This is a genomic window from Exiguobacterium sp. s161 (assembly GCF_018619045.1).
Classification (GTDB): domain Bacteria; phylum Bacillota; class Bacilli; order Exiguobacteriales; family Exiguobacteriaceae; genus Exiguobacterium_A; species Exiguobacterium_A indicum.
Genome location: NZ_JACSNH010000001.1, coordinates 790,791 through 806,639, shown reverse-complemented (window position 1 = coordinate 806,639; position 15,849 = coordinate 790,791). Strand labels below are relative to the sequence as shown.

The following is a 15,849-nucleotide window of genomic DNA, read 5'->3' as shown; positions in this document are numbered from 1 at the left end:
CCGTTTTCGGAGACGAGGATTTTTTTGAATCAGACTTCCATGATGATCGGCATGACCATTGGATGACGTTGTGTTTTTTCTGTTAAATACGGTGTGAGCGTATCATTGATGACTTGTTTGATGTCCGTCCATTTCGTATTACGGTTCGCAAGCGATTGATCAAGCGAACGCTTGAGAAGACGTTCAGCATCTTTAATCAAGTTACCCGACTCCCGCATGTAGACGAAACCACGCGAGATGATGTCCGGTCCAGAGACGAGACGATTCGTCTTCGAGTCAAGCGTCACGACGACGACGACGAGTCCCTCTTCTGAGAGAATACGGCGATCGCGTAAAACGATGTTTCCGATGTCTCCGATTCCTTTTCCGTCGACATAAACGGCATTCGCTTGAATCTTCCCAGTGATAGCGGCTGCATTCGCATCTAATGCGAGTACTTCACCGTTATCCATGACGAAACAGTTCTCTTCCGGTACACCAGCATCCATCGCAAGCGACATATGCTTCTTCAGCATCCGGTATTCCCCGTGAATCGGCATGAAGTATTTTGGATTCAATAGACGTAACATGAGCAACTGCTCTTGTTGACTACCATGACCTGATGTATGGATATCATTCAGTTTACCGTACATGACATCTGCACCAGCTTTATATAGCTGATTGATCGTCTTTCCGACAGAAACGACGTTTCCTGGGATTGGTGACGAAGAGAAGATGACGAGATCTTCCGGAATGATCGAGATTTGACGATGTGTTCCGTTTGCGATGCGGCTAAGTGCAGCCATCGGTTCTCCTTGTGAACCCGTACAAAGGATCGTCAACTCATTTGATTTATAACGTTTCATCTCGTTCGGCTCAATGATCGTACCCTTCGGCGCTTTGATGAAATCAAGTTCTTGACCAATCATCATGACCTTGTCCATGCTACGTCCGAAGACGACGATTTTCCGTCCTGCTTCTACAGAAGCATTGACGACTTGTTGCAGACGATAGATATTCGACGCAAACGTCGCGAAGATGATCCGTCCTTCCGCTTTACGGAAGATGTCTGAGATCGTTTCCCCAACGACACGTTCACTCATCGTAAACCCTTCCACTTCTGCGTTCGTTGAGTCCGATAGAAGACACAATACGCCTTCTTTACCGAGTTCAGCCATTTTCGCTAAATCAGCCGGCTCTCCGACTGGCGTGAAATCGAACTTGAAGTCTCCTGTATGCACGATGTTCCCTTGTGGTGTTTTGACGACGACACCGAACGAGTTCGGAATCGAGTGTGTCGTACGGAAGAACGAGATGCTTGTCTTCCGGAACTTGATGACCGAATCTTCATCGATCTCATGCAGTTCCGCGTTGCGAAGCAAACCATGCTCTTCTAACTTCACCTTGATGAGACCCATCGCAATCTTCCCAGCGTAAATCGGTAAGTTCACTTGTTTAAGCAAGAAAGGCAGACCACCAATGTGATCTTCATGACCGTGTGTGATGAAGACGCCTTTGACCTTATCCTTGTTCTTGATCAAGTACGTGTAATCTGGAATGACATAGTCGATTCCAAGTAATTCATCTTCTGGGAACATGACACCCGCGTCAATGACGATGATCTCATCTTGGAATTGAACGACATACGTGTTCTTCCCGATTTCCCCGAGTCCACCGAGTGCGAAAACGGCGGCCTGATGGTTTTTGACGAACTTCATTCGAACGTCGCAACCTTGAAATCAGGATGTTGTTGTTCGTATGTCAAAAATTCTCCGCTGACTTCGCGGATGAACTCGATGTTGATATCTTTGAGGTGGTCAATCGTTGATCGCACGTCACGAATGCTTTCCCCTTCTACATACATTGTTTCTGTCCGTTCACGAACAGGTGCTTCCGAACGAAGCGGTTGGTAAAATACTTTAAAAATCATGCCTAGCAACTCCTTATCAGTACATTGTTTTTTGTCCTTAGTACAGTATACACGATACATGGACTATTTTTCATCCTTATTCGGCATGTTCCCTTCCGGCAACACGCTTTTGGTTATGCTATACTTTCACATGAACAGGTCATTTCGACCAATTAAAAAGAGAAGGTGAAACCATGGCAAATCAGAAAGTCGTCTTTTTCGATATCGACGGAACCTTATTGCATGATGGTCATTTTGTTCCGGAATCAACAAAACAGGCAATTCGTAAGCTTCAAGAAAATGGTGTCTATGTAGCCCTTGCAACTGGACGCGGACCTGCGATGTTGTCTGGAATCCGTGATCTACTCAACATCGATACGATTATCGGCTATAACGGGCAAATCGTCGTTCATCAAAATGAAATCATCTATAAACGTCCACAACCTAAAGCCGATTTGACACACCTGACGCAACAAGCAAAAGAAAACGGACATACACTCGTTTATCTCGGTGAAACAAAAGGCTTCACGACGAAATCAAATGATTTTCATGTCGTTGATTCGCTCGGCGATCTCGACATGCCATTACCGATTCACGATGAAGAAGCGTTCTTATCGCATGATGTTTTCCAAACGCTCGTCTACTGTACGGCCGAAGAAGAAGCGGATTATGTTAAACGGTATGATGCCTTCGATTTCATTCGTTGGCACCCACACGCAATGGATGTCATCAATGTCGGTTCCTCGAAAGCAGAAGGGATCAAACAATTCCTGAAATTGACGAATATTCGCCGCGAAGATACCTTTGCATTCGGTGATGCCTTAAACGATTTAGAGATGCTCCGCTACGTTGGAACCGGTATTGCGATGGGCAACGGACTTCCGGAAACGAAAGCTGCTGCTGATTATGTCACGAAACCAATTCTTGAGGACGGTATCGCACACGGATTAAAAGAATTCCAACTCATTTAATTAGGTATAAGTAAATGTAAAGCTGAGGCGCGCCTCAGCTTTTTTTAGTTCTTCACTTTATGAATCGCACGCTCTAGACGGTCGAGGTCCTCATTTTCACCAATGACGACGAGATAGTCCCCTTTTTCAATCATTTCATCCGCTTGTAAAGAAATCAGAACGTTTTCCCCACGTTTAATGGCGACGACGTTCGCTCCGTATTTGCTCCGTAGATCCAGGTCAATCAATGTTTGTTTTGCCATCCGGTCACTGACTTTAATTTCAACGATCGAAAATTCTTGAGATAAATCGAGATAGTCAAGAATATTGGAACTCATTAAACCATTCGCAATCCGGACTCCCATATCCCGTTCGGGGTGAACGATGAAGTCTGCTCCGATTTTTCGTAATACCTTTTCGTGGTAATCGTTCGTCGCTTTAACGGTGATCGATTGTACCCCAAGCTCTTTTAAGATCAATGTCGTCAAGATGGATGCTTGAATATTTTCACCGATGGCAACGATGACATGATCGAAGTTTCGGATTCCTAGACTTTTTAAGACATTCTCATCCGTCGTGTCCGCGATGACGGAATGCGTCGCAATTCCCATGAATTCGTTGACGCGCTCCTCGTCGGAGTCAATCGCTAAGACATCATAGCCATTTTTCGATAATTCACGGACAATCGAGCCACCAAAGCGCCCTAGTCCAATTACTGCAAACTCTCCATTCATTTTCACAACTCTCCTTCACAATCGCTCTTCCTTAGTAGTGTACCCGATTCAATTTAAAAATACTATAAACGCCCCTGCGATTCGCAGAGGCGTTTATTCATCCATTATTTTGAGGATTTCCCACGTACATAATCGTTATCGAACAGGAAGAGTCGTAAAATCAAGTACAACGCCGGAATCAAGAGTAAGAGTCCGAAGATGAAGACAACGACGAGTGCGGAAGCCATTGTTTCGTTAACGACCGCTTTGTTGATATCGATATATGGATACAAGATGTATGGTAAGTGCGTATAACCGTAACCAAACCATGCCACTCCATACTGTAGCATGACCGCGACGAAAGCAATTCCGTAATTCTTCTTCATGTAGACGAGTGTCACCGCAACGAGGAAGAAGATGAAACTAGCAGCGAACCACCACCAGTTCCCGTTTAAGATGTTCTCATAGTGCCATGCCGCTTGATTTTTCAATCCAAAGAAGACGAGTGCACAGACAATAATCGTCGGACCACTCCAGAAGAGTGCCCATTTACGAATTAGCGGAGTAGCCCCTTCATCCTTCGCTTTATCTGCGTAGAACAAGAGGAACATCGCACTGATATAGAGGACGGATACGATAGCGAGTGCTACGACCGACCAAGAGTAAAAGTTCGTAAATAATTTTGTTCCTAAAAACTCGACTGTTTCATTCGTTTTACGAATGAAACCACCTTGACTGATCGTCAATGTCGTTGACATCGCCGCCGGAATCAATAGACCAGTTGCTCCATATAAGAACGTATAGAACATGCTGTCGTTTGATCCATAATTGGCAAATGCATAGAAGCTACCACGAATCGCAATCAATACGAGAACGATCGAGGCTGGCACGAGCAGTGCCGTACCGAAATAGTAAGCGGTATCCGGGAAGAACCCGACTAGTCCGACGAAGAAGAATACGAAGAAGACATTCGTTACCTCCCACACTGGTGAGAGATAACGAAGAATCAATCGATTCGTTAAATGATCCCGCTTCGTATATTTTGAATAAAAGGCGTAAAATCCAGCACCGAAGTCAATTGAGGCAACGATGAGATATCCGTACAGGAAAGTCCAGAGGACCGTAATTCCTAGTGTTTGAACGTCCAAATCGTTCCCTCCTTACTTGTTATCATCCACGAACATAGCTTCCCCACGTGCGTGGTGGTTTTCAGCAAGTTCTTGAAGTTCTTTTCCAACCGGGTTTTTCTTGAACATCCGTAATAATACGACTGTACAAATCGTACCGAGCATCAAGTACAAGGCACTGAATAGAATCAACATCGGACCGACGGCAGTTGATGTCGTCGCCGCATCTGCTGTCCGCATGATGCCGTAAAGTGTCCAAGGTTGGCGACCAATTTCAGCATACATCCAACCTGCTTCAATGGAAATCATCGCCAGAGGTCCACCGATGAAGACACCTCTTAAAATCCATTTGTTATAAGGATTTAATTTTTTCAAACGGAATGCCAAGATGAACAAGGCAGAGATGGCAGCCAAATACATACCAATCGAAACCATGATATCGAAGAAATAGTGAACGATCAGCGGTGCTTGATCTTCTTTTGCGAACTCATTTAGACCAATGACTTCTGTATCTGGAGCTCCACCCGCAAGGATCGAGAGTGCATATGGGATTTTGACGGCTCCCTTGATTTCATAACTACCGTCTTCTTGCTGATCAAGTATCCCACCAAAGATCAATTCTGCTTCACTTGTCGTTTCAAAATGCCATTCAGCAGCCGCGAGTTTCTCTGGCTGATATTTCGCCAAGTATTTCCCTGAGAAGTCCCCGACAAGTGCAGTCGAGAAGGCAAAAATCAATCCAGCCATAACCGTTAAGCGAAGTGCTTTTTTGTGATACGCTGTTTCCGCTGCTGAGAGTGTTTTTTTGCGGAGTAAGTGGAACGCCGCGATTGCCGCCAAGATGAAGGCGACTGTCAAATAAGCCGATACGATGACGTGTGTTGCTTTTGTAGGTGTTGCTGTATTGAACATTGCTTTTAATGGTTCAATTTGCGTTAGCGTTCCGTTGACGATCTTAAATCCTTCTGGTGAGTTCATGAAGGAGTTGACCGTCGTAATGAAGAATGCTGATGCTGTCGCACCGATGACGACTGGAATCCCGATCAACCAGTGTAACCATGGGTTTTTGAATCGATCCCATGTATACAGGTAAATACCGAGGAAAATCGCTTCAAAGAAGAATGCGAATGTTTCCATGAACAGTGGTAATGCGATCGTTTGACCAGCCACTTGCATGAGTGACGGCCAAAGTAGTGATAATTGCAATCCGATGGCCGTCCCTGTCACGACACCGACTGCGACGGTAACGACGTATCCACGCGTCCACCGTCTTGCTAATAAAATATAATCCGGATCTTTGCGTTTCAGACCGATGAATTCAGCAGCGAGTACCATGAGTGGTACCCCGACGCCAATCGTCGCGAATATAATATGAAACGCTAATGTGAGCCCTGTCAACAATCGACTGAGCAATACGGGATCATTGAACATGTATATAGCCCCCTCTTCCTAAAACATACTTCTCTATATGGTCTATAACCGTATCATAGAGAACATAACCCTTTATGTCTGTTTATAATGTTTGATGTAACAAATTGTTCACATGTGCACGTGATTTTTTTCACAAAATGTTCGAAAACTCCTATTCTTACATATATAAAAAGCTCTCCCATTCTTGATTTCGAAAGGGAAAGCTTAATGTCCTTCATTATTTCATAAAACTTTTTAAACATATTCTCGGAAATAATGATCGAGTAAATCAATCACAAATGGAATCGCGGATTCATCCGGATTCAAGGTTGGTTGGTGAAGTCCAGATGTCGGATTGTCGACTCCGAGCCAAAACATCATCCCTGGAATTTCCTTCAACATGAATCCGAAGTCTTCTCCTGTCATTGCTGCATCACATTCAATGTAGTTCGCATTCATCTTGACGAATGATGAAAATTTATCAACGATGTGTCGGTCATTGACGACCTCGTAATAACGATTTCCGAATTGTAGATCAATCTTGACGCCAAAGGAAGCTTCGATTCCTCGAATGATGTCACGAACGCGTCGTTCCAGTTTTTCCATGTCTTCTCCATTGAGTGCGCGCATCGTACCGTCAAGAACAGCTCTACCGGCGATGACGTTTTCCCGAATCCCGGCATCGACCTTTCCGATCGTAATGACGCTACAGTTCATCGGATTGATCGATCGACTGACGATTGTTTGCAATTGCATGATTAAGGCTGCTTGCGCAACGACCGTATCAATCGTCAAATGAGGAAAGGCCGCATGACCACTTTGACCATAGATCGTGATATGGACTTCTCGAGCACTCGCGAACAAGACGCCGGGACGGCTCGCAATCGTACCGACTGGATATTCCGGTGCGACGTGAAGACCATACATCTCACTTGGACGATATTTTTCAAACAACGGACTTTTAATCATCGGTTCTGCCCCGCCCGGACCTTCTTCCGCTGGTTGGAATAAAAAGACGACATCATCCATGACCGGCAATTCAATGATTCGTTTCATCAATCCCAACGCAATCGACGTGTGCATATCGTGACCACAGGCATGCATGAAGCCTGGATGTTCCGAACAAAATGGAAGACCTGTCGCTTCTTCGATCGGTAACCCATCAATGTCTGCACGGTACCCAATTGTCCGATTTCCAGTCAATCCTTTCACTCGAACGAATACTCCCGTTTCAAACGTGTCATACGTGACACGATCTGGTGGATAGGCACGAATTTGTTCCAATATAAAAGCTTGCGTCTTAAATTCCTTGAACCCTGGTTCTGGTATTTTATGAAGCGCGCGCCGCATTTCAATGGCGTATTCCATCTGACTGACTTCCTCCTTCTTCTTTTACGATATCCCAAAATGCTTGAACTTGTTTTAGTTCAAGCATCGATTCCGTAGACAAAATCCATGTATCTCGCTTTAATATTTTTCCAGACGATGTTTTTAAAGGAAGCTGCATGACTTCATTTGATTGTTGGATCGTCGACTCGGGTAAAATCGCAAATCCAATTCCATGTAGAGCCATCTGCTTACATGTCTCGATTTGATCGACGACCAACGTCCGAGATGGTGGACTTGCGAACCGATCTTGCCACCATTCTAAAATTTCCTGATAGTACGTTGAGTCACTCTTGAACTGGATGAATGGTCGATCCGTCACGCGTAACTGTTCGATTGACGTCAACTCACTATCGACTAAATAGAGCGGATCCGAGAAAAGACGTTCTTTGACACCTTTCCAGTCCGGGTTTCCACGAATGATCCCAATATGAAAATGTTCCTCTAACATATGACGCATCATCTCACTGGACCATCCCGTGACAAGCTGAACACGGACATGCGGATAACGCTCAACGAATCGTTTTAAGACACGCGGGAGCCAATATTGCCCCATGATGGAAGCGACGGCAATCCGAAGCGTTCCATAAACGGCACCCTCTTCTGCTGTCAATTCACTTTTTAACTCAAGTTCCTTCCGATTCATCTCTTTTGCGAGACCGATTACTTTTTCTCCTTGTGGTGTGATGCTTAACCCACGCGATGAACGAATGAATAATTTTGTTCCCCAGCGTCTTTCAATCGCAACGAGACGTTGACTAAGCGCAGGTTGCGAGACGAATAATCGTTCAGCAGCGCGCCTCATATTCAATTCTTCCGATAAGGTGATCAACATTTCCATTTCCGACACTTGCAATGTGAGATTCGACTCCTCATGATATAAGATGGCATTAGTTTAACACGTTAGAAAGGACGATACATATGACACGCTATCATTTTATGTTCATCATCTCAACGATTGCAACGCTTGGCAGTCTCTATTTCAGTGAAATTCGCGGATTCATCCCCTGCCCTCTCTGTTGGTGGCAACGACTATTCATGTATACGACTGCCTTTTATTTGCTCATCTCGCTATTCCGGTCGAAAACGATTGATCCGCTCTTCGTCCGCCTGTATGTGCTTGCCGGCTTTGGTGTCGCCTTGTACCACGTCATCCTTGAGCGCTTACCCGATGGCGAAGCGTTATGTACAAGCGGCTGTCTCATCAAGTGGGTCAACTATTTTGGTTTCTTGACGATTCCGATGATGAGTCTCATTGCCTTTACATTACTCTTGGTTCTAGCATTCTATCCAGCACGTTCGAACAATGAAGCATAAGATGGGGCTGACTCAAAAGTCAGTCTCTACAAAGATAAGTGTGGCAGAATGATGATCTGCCATCCTTATCTCGTAACAAAAAGAATGACGCGTCACACGCCACTCCTACAGGAACAAGCGCATTTATGCGCTGTCAGAGACGAACAAGACCCGCTTTCCTGCTTCAACGAAGCAGGAAAACTGGCTTGTGTCTCGCCTGAGGAAAGGGCGTGAAAAGACGCGTCATTCTTTTTTTGAGTCAGCCCCCGTTTGACATCACGTCCAGCGATTGAAGACGCTCACGGCACTTGAGAACGCAAGCTCCGAGAGTTGTCCCGTACCTTCACACCAGTCCCCGACGAAAGCGACACCTGCATGATCCGGAATATGAGTCGCAAGCGGCGTTTGCCCCATTTTCCATTTGATTTCTTGTACGACTGCTCGTTTGATCGTTCGTTCTGCGACGATACGTTGTCGCCAATCTGCAAAATGAACGTCAAGCATCTGTTCAATTCCTGTTCGGACATGTTCAATATAATCAGGATCCTCAAGTCGATCGTGTTCAAGGTAGGCGATTGCTTGAAGGACTTGACCATCCTTCGGTGCGAGACTTGCATCATAATGTGATAAATCCGTGATGAACGCTCGATGCGAACGGTCGTAGATGTATGAATACGGTGTTTGAATATACGGATGAAGTCCAAGATCATACACGAATACTTCTACCGGTTCATGACTTGCATACGGTGTAACAAATCGTTGAATGGCAGTGGGAGTCGCCATTTTTAAGATTTCACGCGGTGGTACAGCAAAGATGATCCGTTCGACGTTCCATTCTTGTTTCTTTCGATCACGTACTAAGAATCCTGTCGTAGTCGATTCGACTGCTGTTATTTTTGTTTTTTTCAGGATCTCTCCGCGGTTCTCTAGAATGATCCGTTCCAACTCCTGTACTAACCCTTGCCATCCTCCTTCGATGTATGAGACAGGCTTTCGCGTCCGAAAAAGTTTTTGATAATACTCGAAATAGACGTCTGACGGAATTTTTTCGGGTTCTGCCGTAAAAAAGTTCGTTGATGCCAAATCAAGCATCAACTGTGCCACTTGTTCATCGACTCGTTCTGTTTTTAACCATTGCCCGATCGATTGTTGCGGATCCCCTCGTTCGACTCGTAAAATCGTTTTAATGATTTCCCATGTGAAACGTACTTTGTTCGTTCCTTCGATGACTTCTGTTTTCAATAATCCCCAGGCATTCGCAGGAACTGCCGTCAAATGACCTGAAAACTCATATTTCGCACGACTCGCTGAGAAATCCAGCCACGTCACTTCGATACCGAGCTGTTTCGTTAGTTTGCGAAGAATCGATTGATCGCGTCCATAAATCGCATGAGCACCGTAATTAAACGTAAATCCTTTTACGGTTTGAGAGGTGGCACGTCCTCCAAGTAATCCCGCATCCCAAAGCATGACCGGCGTTCCTTGTTTTGCGAATAATGCAGCTGCCGTCAAGCCGGATAACCCTCCACCTATAATCCCAATCGCCATACTCTCGCCTCCTTAATCATCGTTTCTCTTCTTTTCCCATAACAATTGAAGAAGAATCGAAGAACATGAAAAAAGACGTGATTTCACGATTGAAATCACGTCTCCTTATTTTGGATTAGGCTTTCCACCATTCATCGAGTGGTGAGACCGGCATATGATGCTTATGCCCAACACGTTTATACTGCGTCTCTAACTTTTCTTGACTTGCTTCTGAAATCGTCTTTCCTTCCAAGTAGTCATCGATTTCTTCATATGTCATACCAAGTGCCACTTCGTCTGGTAATGCCGGACGATTTTCTTCAAGATCTGCTGTCGGAACTTTTTCAATCAAGACTTCTGGTGCGTTCAAGTAACGTAAGAGTTGTTTCCCTTGCCGTTTATTCAGTCCTGTCAATGGCGTCAAATCACATGCACCATCACCATGTTTCGTGTAGAATCCCGTCACGAATTCAGCTGCATGATCCGTTCCAACGACTAAACAGCCATAATGAGCGGCTAAATCATACTGGCTTTTCATTCGCTCCCGCGCTTTCGTATTTCCTTTACTAAAGTCGGAAAGTTCTGCACCTGTCGCTTCTTTGAACGCCTGCATCGATGCTTCGACTGCTGGTTTAATGTTCACACGTAGCGAATGATCCGGTTGAATGAACGTCAAGGCTGTCTGTGCGTCTGCTTCATCTTGTTGTTCCCCGTAAGGCAAGCGGACCGCATAAAATGCGACATCTTTTCCCTCTTCTTTTCGTAACTCTTCAACTGCCAGTTGGCACAGACGACCGGCGAGCGAAGAATCTTGTCCCCCTGAGATGCCCAGTACGAATCCTTTTGCACTTGTATGCTTGAGATACGCCTTCAAGAAGGATACCCGCTCGTTTACTTCTTGTGCTGGGTCAATGACAGGCTTTACTCCTGTTACTTGGATGATTTCTTGTTGCATGAATCGCTTCACTCCTTCACATTATGTTGATCGTCATTTCGAATCAATCATTTGTTGGTCCGTCGTTTGTTTCGCACTTGCTCCTTTAAACTGACGGATTGTCGATACGCGAACTTCCGTGCTATCACCTAAAGAGGAGATCGGTAATTCAACTGTATACTGTTTCGTTTCACGTTTCGTGAACGTATCCTTTTCAATCGCTTGCGTGAATACTTGCTCTTTCTCAAAATCATACGTTACGTGTTGTTTCGCATCAATTAATTGAGCCTGAAAACGTTGTGAGGAAGGATACGTCACGTTCACACTGTGATCATTTGGATTCGTTAAAGAAATGTTTAATTGCATCATGTCGTCCTGCTTTGTCGTTTTGACTGCAATCTGAATCGGTTCGTTCGTGGTTGTTGTTGCCTGTTGTTTCTTTTCTTGGCAACCTGCTAAACAAACAGTAAGCAGTAGCAGAATGAAAACGAGACGTTTCATCTCATCCCTCCTTTTATCTCTAATAATTTTATCACAAAAAAAAGCGAGAGAGGATTCTCCTCTCTCGCATGTTTATCCACTTATGCCACAGGTAAAGTCGATGGATTCATCTTGAATGAAAACAATTGCTCTAATCCTGTCGCAAACAGTTCGTCACAAATATCCTCTGCCGCGTTTGCTGGCGCGACTAATGTAATCGTACGACTGTCGATTGTTTCGATCGTTACATATACCCCTGTTTTTGTCCGTTCCTTGTATCCTACTGCTAAATCTGTTTCAGCGAAAAGTAACATATCCCCGATTCTCCCCTTTTCTCATTCATAATGCCCAGCCAAGAGATGACCTACATGATTCGAATTCGTTATTGTAGATTAACTGTACCAAAGGGCAGGAAAAAGAAGAAAATTGTCATTCGACATTTCATTTCAAAACAATATTTCAATTTCATCAGGGATATTTTGGAATGCTTGATTTAGTTGTTAGATGCAAGCGTTTTAATAAGCATTTCCAACACATTTCATTTCGATTTCAAAAAGATGACAACATAATTTTGATTATTTTACCAGCGTTTTTAGACAACAGGGAAAATATACCTAGACAATTGGTGACTCATTTTGTCGAATGATTCTTTTAAGCAATTATTTTTTAAGTTCTTATGAACTTTCATCTATCATTCGATTCATTTGCTGCCAAACCGTTCCTAGGGCTTCTTCCCCACTTTCGATCCGAGTTAATGCGAGTTCGGCTTGTAGAGCCACTTCATATTCCCGGTCTCGAATGGCTTCACGCAGTCTTGGAATTGATTGTTCCGTTCCGACATCAAACAGGAAGCGAGCAGCTCGCCAGCGTACTAATTTATTTTTATCCGCTAGCGCTTCCATCATCATTGGTTCAGCTTCCGGCATCGCCCAATCTGAAATCGTATCGCCTGCTGTCCGGCGAACGATCCCTGACGGATCATGCAGTGCACTCGTCAAATACTCTAACAGTTCTTCACGGTGATCTTCGAACATCCCAAGCTTTACGATCGCTTGACGTCGAATTTGCATCTTCTCATCCTGTAACAGGCGAGCATAAGCTGGAACCCATTCCATCTCAACAGGTAGTTCATCGAGCGCCGCGAATCGTTCTTTCCAATCGGATGATTGAATCGCTTGACCGCTAAACGTAATATCTTCTCCTGCTGCGAGCGACTTGAGACGTTCGAGACGTTCGACTGGATAGGCAATCTCAATCTCATTCGCTACTTCACGCAAGCTTTCGTCAAGGTCACCGTATCGAGGTGCTTGTTCTACCCAGCGTCGATCGCTAATGACATTTTGAACGAATGGTTGGACGAATAGCGCTGCTTCTCGGAAACGTTCCGACAGCCCTTCTCGTTTTTCTTCTAATCCTTTCACACCTTTGATTTGCATCGGTACGCCTAAAATGAATTGCACGAATAGATGGACAGGCTCATACTCAGCATCTGTCTCGTGTTGTTCAACGTCATTTAACGTTTCACCGAACGCACGTCGTATATCGATGACAAGCGAGCGCCAATCATATTTTGGATAACGCTCGATCGATAAAAAGTCACTGACCTGATAAACGAACTTAACGCCAGGTATTTCAAGTAATCGCTGAATGTGTTCCGGTGCGCCAAAGGCATGCTCGAATGTCTGCCCCTTTTCCGAAAAGACCTCATCAACGATGACTTTCATGTTATTTGGACTTGGTGTTGGTTCAATCGCTACGATTTTCATGTGTATCCCCTCCACTTCTATCATTTCAGATATCTCATCTGAAATGCAAAGCAAATGCCCTACAGACATGACCGTAGGGCAAAAACTTACTTGAATGCTTCTTCGATGATTGCAACGAAAGCATCCGGTGTCTCAAGCATCCCCATGTGTCCACTGTCTGTTGACCGATGTATGAGATGATCATTCTTTGGTGCAAATGCGCTTTCCTCTGAAATCAGTTGATCTTTCGTGCCGTGAATGATGACACCCTTCACGCTTGCTTTCGTCAAGACCTTCGTCATATCTCGCCGATCTCGCATCGCAGAGAGCGCACGGATAGCTCCTTCGACCGTCATCATGTACCCGATCTCAAGTGCTTCAGCGACAGCGAACTCATCTGCCCCTTCAGCGAATAAGGATGGAACAAGACCATTGACGAATTCTCTAACACCGACTTCTTCAACGCGCGTGATGTTTTGATTTCGTTTTTGTTTCGCTTGTTCATCATCTGCTTTAGCTGTCGAGTACACCAGACCGTATCCACTGATTTGATCCGCATACCCTTCTACGATTGCAGCTGTGATATATCCACCAAATGAATGCCCGATGATGATCGGCTTTTCGATACCACGTCGATCAAGTTCATGCATGACCCATTCGGCAAAGCCTTCAATCGTATCCGGACCAACATCAAGTCCCTCATGCCCCGGTAAACTTAGTGGTAATACATCAAAGGAATGTCGTAAATTTGCCTCTACCCGATTAAAATAATCTGTTCCTCCTGTAAATCCATGCAGGAGTACGAGTGTTTGTTTTTCCATTGACTACCTCATCCCTTCCATTCAGATGCGAGCATACGGTACATCGTCAAATCCATGAAACGACCATGACTGTATGCATAATCTTCTAGTAATCCTTCTGCTTTGAATCCTAATTTTTGAACCAATGCGTTAGAAGCGAGGTTTTCAGGTGCGACGAGGGCGCTGATTCGATGGAGAGCAAATTCTTCAAAGCCATATGTCAGAACAGCTCTTGCCGCTTCCGAAGCGACACCACGTTGCCAATAATCTTGACTAACTTCAAAACCAATTTCAGCCCGATGGTATTGAGACAGCCAGTTATGAAAACCGATCGTCCCGATCAATTGATTCGTTTGTGCATCAGCAATTGCCCAGCGAATCGCTTTACCTTGCGTGAACTGTTCTTTAAAGTAACTGATGACATTTTTAGCTTCATAGACCGTCATGAGTGGATCTGATCCGTAATAGTACATGACTTTATCGTCCGATAGGATTTTAAACAATTCGCGTGCGTCACGGTTTTCGAGCTCACGTAATATGAAGCGCTCGGTCCGCAATTCCGGGAAAGGCTTTCGCAAGCCCCACATGCTCCATCACCTCTCTTTATGCTTCTCTATGTAGTATGCCCGTTTTCAGAAGTAAATATCCTTTCAGGCAATTCGAAGTTTTGCTACTATTAAATTATGAAGTAGTTAGTCATGGAAAGGAAGCGAAGTGGTATGTCGAGTGCGTTACTTTACTTATATGAGGACGAGGAAAATCAACGATTAACGATGTCAGGAGTACACTTCTCTGATTTCGCTGCAGCCGTCGATTTGAAACGTCCTTTACTCATTTCAGGAAGTGATTTCAAACAGACGAAACAATCGTTTCGAACGATGCTTCATTACATCGAAGCGCATGAGATCGAACAGTTTTCACAATCAACGGATGTCCAGCGTCATCCTTTGACTGCTATTGATATTCGATCTTCCCATTCGCTCGATGTATTGACGGATGTCGAAATCGCGGAATTATTATTTTTAATGCATATGAAACGAGGGACACCGCTTCCTTTCCTTGACTCGATCGAGAATGAACTGGTCTATTTTAGCGAACACGATGGGCTTCATGCTTCTGTTTACTTGAAGGATTGGTCAAGGGTAGAACAACTTATCTCCGATCTCGTACAACGGAAATTTCGTCAGCACGCACGATCCGTTGCTTCGATCGCCTTAACGGCTGAAATCATGATTCATATCCGTCATCTCCTCAAAGAAGGAGTATTGATTGATTTTGAAAGTGCAAAACGGTCTGTTTTCTCAAGAAATATCACGATTCCTGTATATGTAGCAGGACGCTACGAAGATATGAGCGTATTACATGAAGATTTTGAAGCGGAGAAAGAATCGATCCTTCGACGAGGAACGCTTGTTTGTCGCAAGAAAAAATGGAGTTTTGAGTTAGATTGACCTTTAGCATCTTTTTCTTTTAGAGAAGGATGCTTTTGTTCTATTTGAATTTCACATGATGATTCCCTCTTAACAGGTATTCCTATCCATATGACAATATTGTTAAAAAATTTTTCGAATTTTCACACAAAATAAGACTAGC

17 protein-coding genes are annotated in these 15,849 nt (G+C 44.4%); 3 read left to right on the top strand and 14 right to left on the bottom strand.

The window, feature by feature from the left end; genetic code table 11:
- Window positions 1-29: 29 nt before the first annotated feature.
- The gene (gene rnjA / locus KNQ14_RS03880) at window positions 30-1,697 is read right to left on the bottom strand and encodes a ribonuclease J1 (RefSeq protein ID WP_214859697.1); all 1,668 of its coding nucleotides are present in this window, start codon (window positions 1,695-1,697) and stop codon (window positions 30-32) included.
- Complete coding sequence (locus KNQ14_RS03875; protein ID WP_023468855.1) at window positions 1,694-1,909, bottom strand: DNA-dependent RNA polymerase subunit epsilon; 216 nt, start codon at window positions 1,907-1,909, stop codon at window positions 1,694-1,696. The genes rnjA and KNQ14_RS03875 overlap by 4 nt, the downstream gene beginning before the upstream one ends.
- Window positions 1,910-2,082: 173 nt before the next feature.
- Here KNQ14_RS03875 and KNQ14_RS03870 point away from each other — a divergent pair, with 173 nt between their 5' ends.
- On the top strand, window positions 2,083-2,859 hold the full coding sequence (locus tag KNQ14_RS03870; protein ID WP_214859689.1) for a Cof-type HAD-IIB family hydrolase: 777 nt from the start codon (window positions 2,083-2,085) through the stop codon (window positions 2,857-2,859).
- 44 nt (window positions 2,860-2,903) lie between these two features.
- On the opposite strand, the gene KNQ14_RS03865 is transcribed toward KNQ14_RS03870, so the two are convergent.
- The 5 genes from KNQ14_RS03865 to KNQ14_RS03845 form a co-directional block, all read right to left on the bottom strand.
- On the bottom strand, window positions 2,904-3,572 hold the full coding sequence (locus KNQ14_RS03865; protein ID WP_023468857.1) for a potassium channel family protein: 669 nt from the start codon (window positions 3,570-3,572) through the stop codon (window positions 2,904-2,906).
- 104 nt (window positions 3,573-3,676) lie between these two features.
- The gene (locus KNQ14_RS03860; protein WP_214859687.1) at window positions 3,677-4,699 is read right to left on the bottom strand and encodes a cytochrome d ubiquinol oxidase subunit II; all 1,023 of its coding nucleotides are present in this window, start codon (window positions 4,697-4,699) and stop codon (window positions 3,677-3,679) included.
- Between the two features lie 12 nt (window positions 4,700-4,711).
- Entirely contained in the window at window positions 4,712-6,109 is a 1,398-nt protein-coding gene (locus KNQ14_RS03855; protein ID WP_023468859.1) for a cytochrome ubiquinol oxidase subunit I, read from the bottom strand.
- 234 nt (window positions 6,110-6,343) lie between these two features.
- Complete coding sequence (locus KNQ14_RS03850) at window positions 6,344-7,456, bottom strand: N-acetyldiaminopimelate deacetylase (protein WP_023468860.1); 1,113 nt, start codon at window positions 7,454-7,456, stop codon at window positions 6,344-6,346.
- A complete protein-coding gene (locus KNQ14_RS03845; RefSeq protein ID WP_029342184.1) occupies window positions 7,440-8,330 on the bottom strand; it encodes a transcriptional regulator CcpC in 891 nt (296 codons plus the stop codon). The genes KNQ14_RS03850 and KNQ14_RS03845 overlap by 17 nt, the downstream gene beginning before the upstream one ends.
- Window positions 8,331-8,395: 65 nt before the next feature.
- On the opposite strand from KNQ14_RS03845, the gene KNQ14_RS03840 reads away from it, so the two are divergent.
- Window positions 8,396-8,791: a disulfide bond formation protein B gene (locus KNQ14_RS03840; protein ID WP_029342185.1), complete on the top strand. Its 396-nt coding sequence runs from the start codon at window positions 8,396-8,398 to the stop codon at window positions 8,789-8,791.
- A 255-nt stretch (window positions 8,792-9,046) separates the two neighbouring features.
- Here the strand turns inward: KNQ14_RS03840 and KNQ14_RS03835 are convergent, their stop codons facing one another.
- The 7 genes from KNQ14_RS03835 to KNQ14_RS03805 all read right to left on the bottom strand — a co-directional run bounded on the left by KNQ14_RS03835 (window position 9,047) and on the right by KNQ14_RS03805 (window position 14,843).
- Entirely contained in the window at window positions 9,047-10,318 is a 1,272-nt protein-coding gene (locus KNQ14_RS03835; RefSeq protein ID WP_214859678.1) for an FAD-dependent oxidoreductase, read from the bottom strand.
- 115 nt (window positions 10,319-10,433) lie between these two features.
- Window positions 10,434-11,252: an ammonia-dependent NAD(+) synthetase gene (gene nadE / locus KNQ14_RS03830; RefSeq protein ID WP_149427639.1), complete on the bottom strand. Its 819-nt coding sequence runs from the start codon at window positions 11,250-11,252 to the stop codon at window positions 10,434-10,436.
- A gap of 33 nt (window positions 11,253-11,285) precedes the next feature.
- Window positions 11,286-11,732 carry a BsuPI-related putative proteinase inhibitor gene (locus tag KNQ14_RS03825; protein ID WP_149427640.1) on the bottom strand — a complete coding sequence of 149 codons (447 nt, stop codon included), beginning with the start codon at window positions 11,730-11,732 and terminating at the stop codon, window positions 11,286-11,288.
- 80 nt (window positions 11,733-11,812) lie between these two features.
- The gene (locus KNQ14_RS03820; RefSeq protein ID WP_023468866.1) at window positions 11,813-12,025 is read right to left on the bottom strand and encodes a hypothetical protein; all 213 of its coding nucleotides are present in this window, start codon (window positions 12,023-12,025) and stop codon (window positions 11,813-11,815) included.
- 360 nt (window positions 12,026-12,385) lie between these two features.
- Window positions 12,386-13,477 carry a conserved virulence factor C family protein gene (locus KNQ14_RS03815; RefSeq protein ID WP_214723676.1) on the bottom strand — a complete coding sequence of 364 codons (1,092 nt, stop codon included), beginning with the start codon at window positions 13,475-13,477 and terminating at the stop codon, window positions 12,386-12,388.
- A gap of 86 nt (window positions 13,478-13,563) precedes the next feature.
- Window positions 13,564-14,277, bottom strand: coding sequence for an alpha/beta fold hydrolase (locus KNQ14_RS03810; RefSeq protein ID WP_214858068.1), 714 nt, complete (start codon window positions 14,275-14,277; stop codon window positions 13,564-13,566).
- Window positions 14,278-14,285: 8 nt separating this feature from the next.
- Window positions 14,286-14,843, bottom strand: coding sequence for a GNAT family N-acetyltransferase (locus KNQ14_RS03805; RefSeq protein WP_214859676.1), 558 nt, complete (start codon window positions 14,841-14,843; stop codon window positions 14,286-14,288).
- Window positions 14,844-14,975: 132 nt separating this feature from the next.
- Between KNQ14_RS03805 and KNQ14_RS03800 the strand changes: the two genes are divergently transcribed.
- Entirely contained in the window at window positions 14,976-15,707 is a 732-nt protein-coding gene (locus KNQ14_RS03800; protein WP_050677560.1) for a hypothetical protein, read from the top strand.
- Window positions 15,708-15,849: the final 142 nt, after the last annotated feature.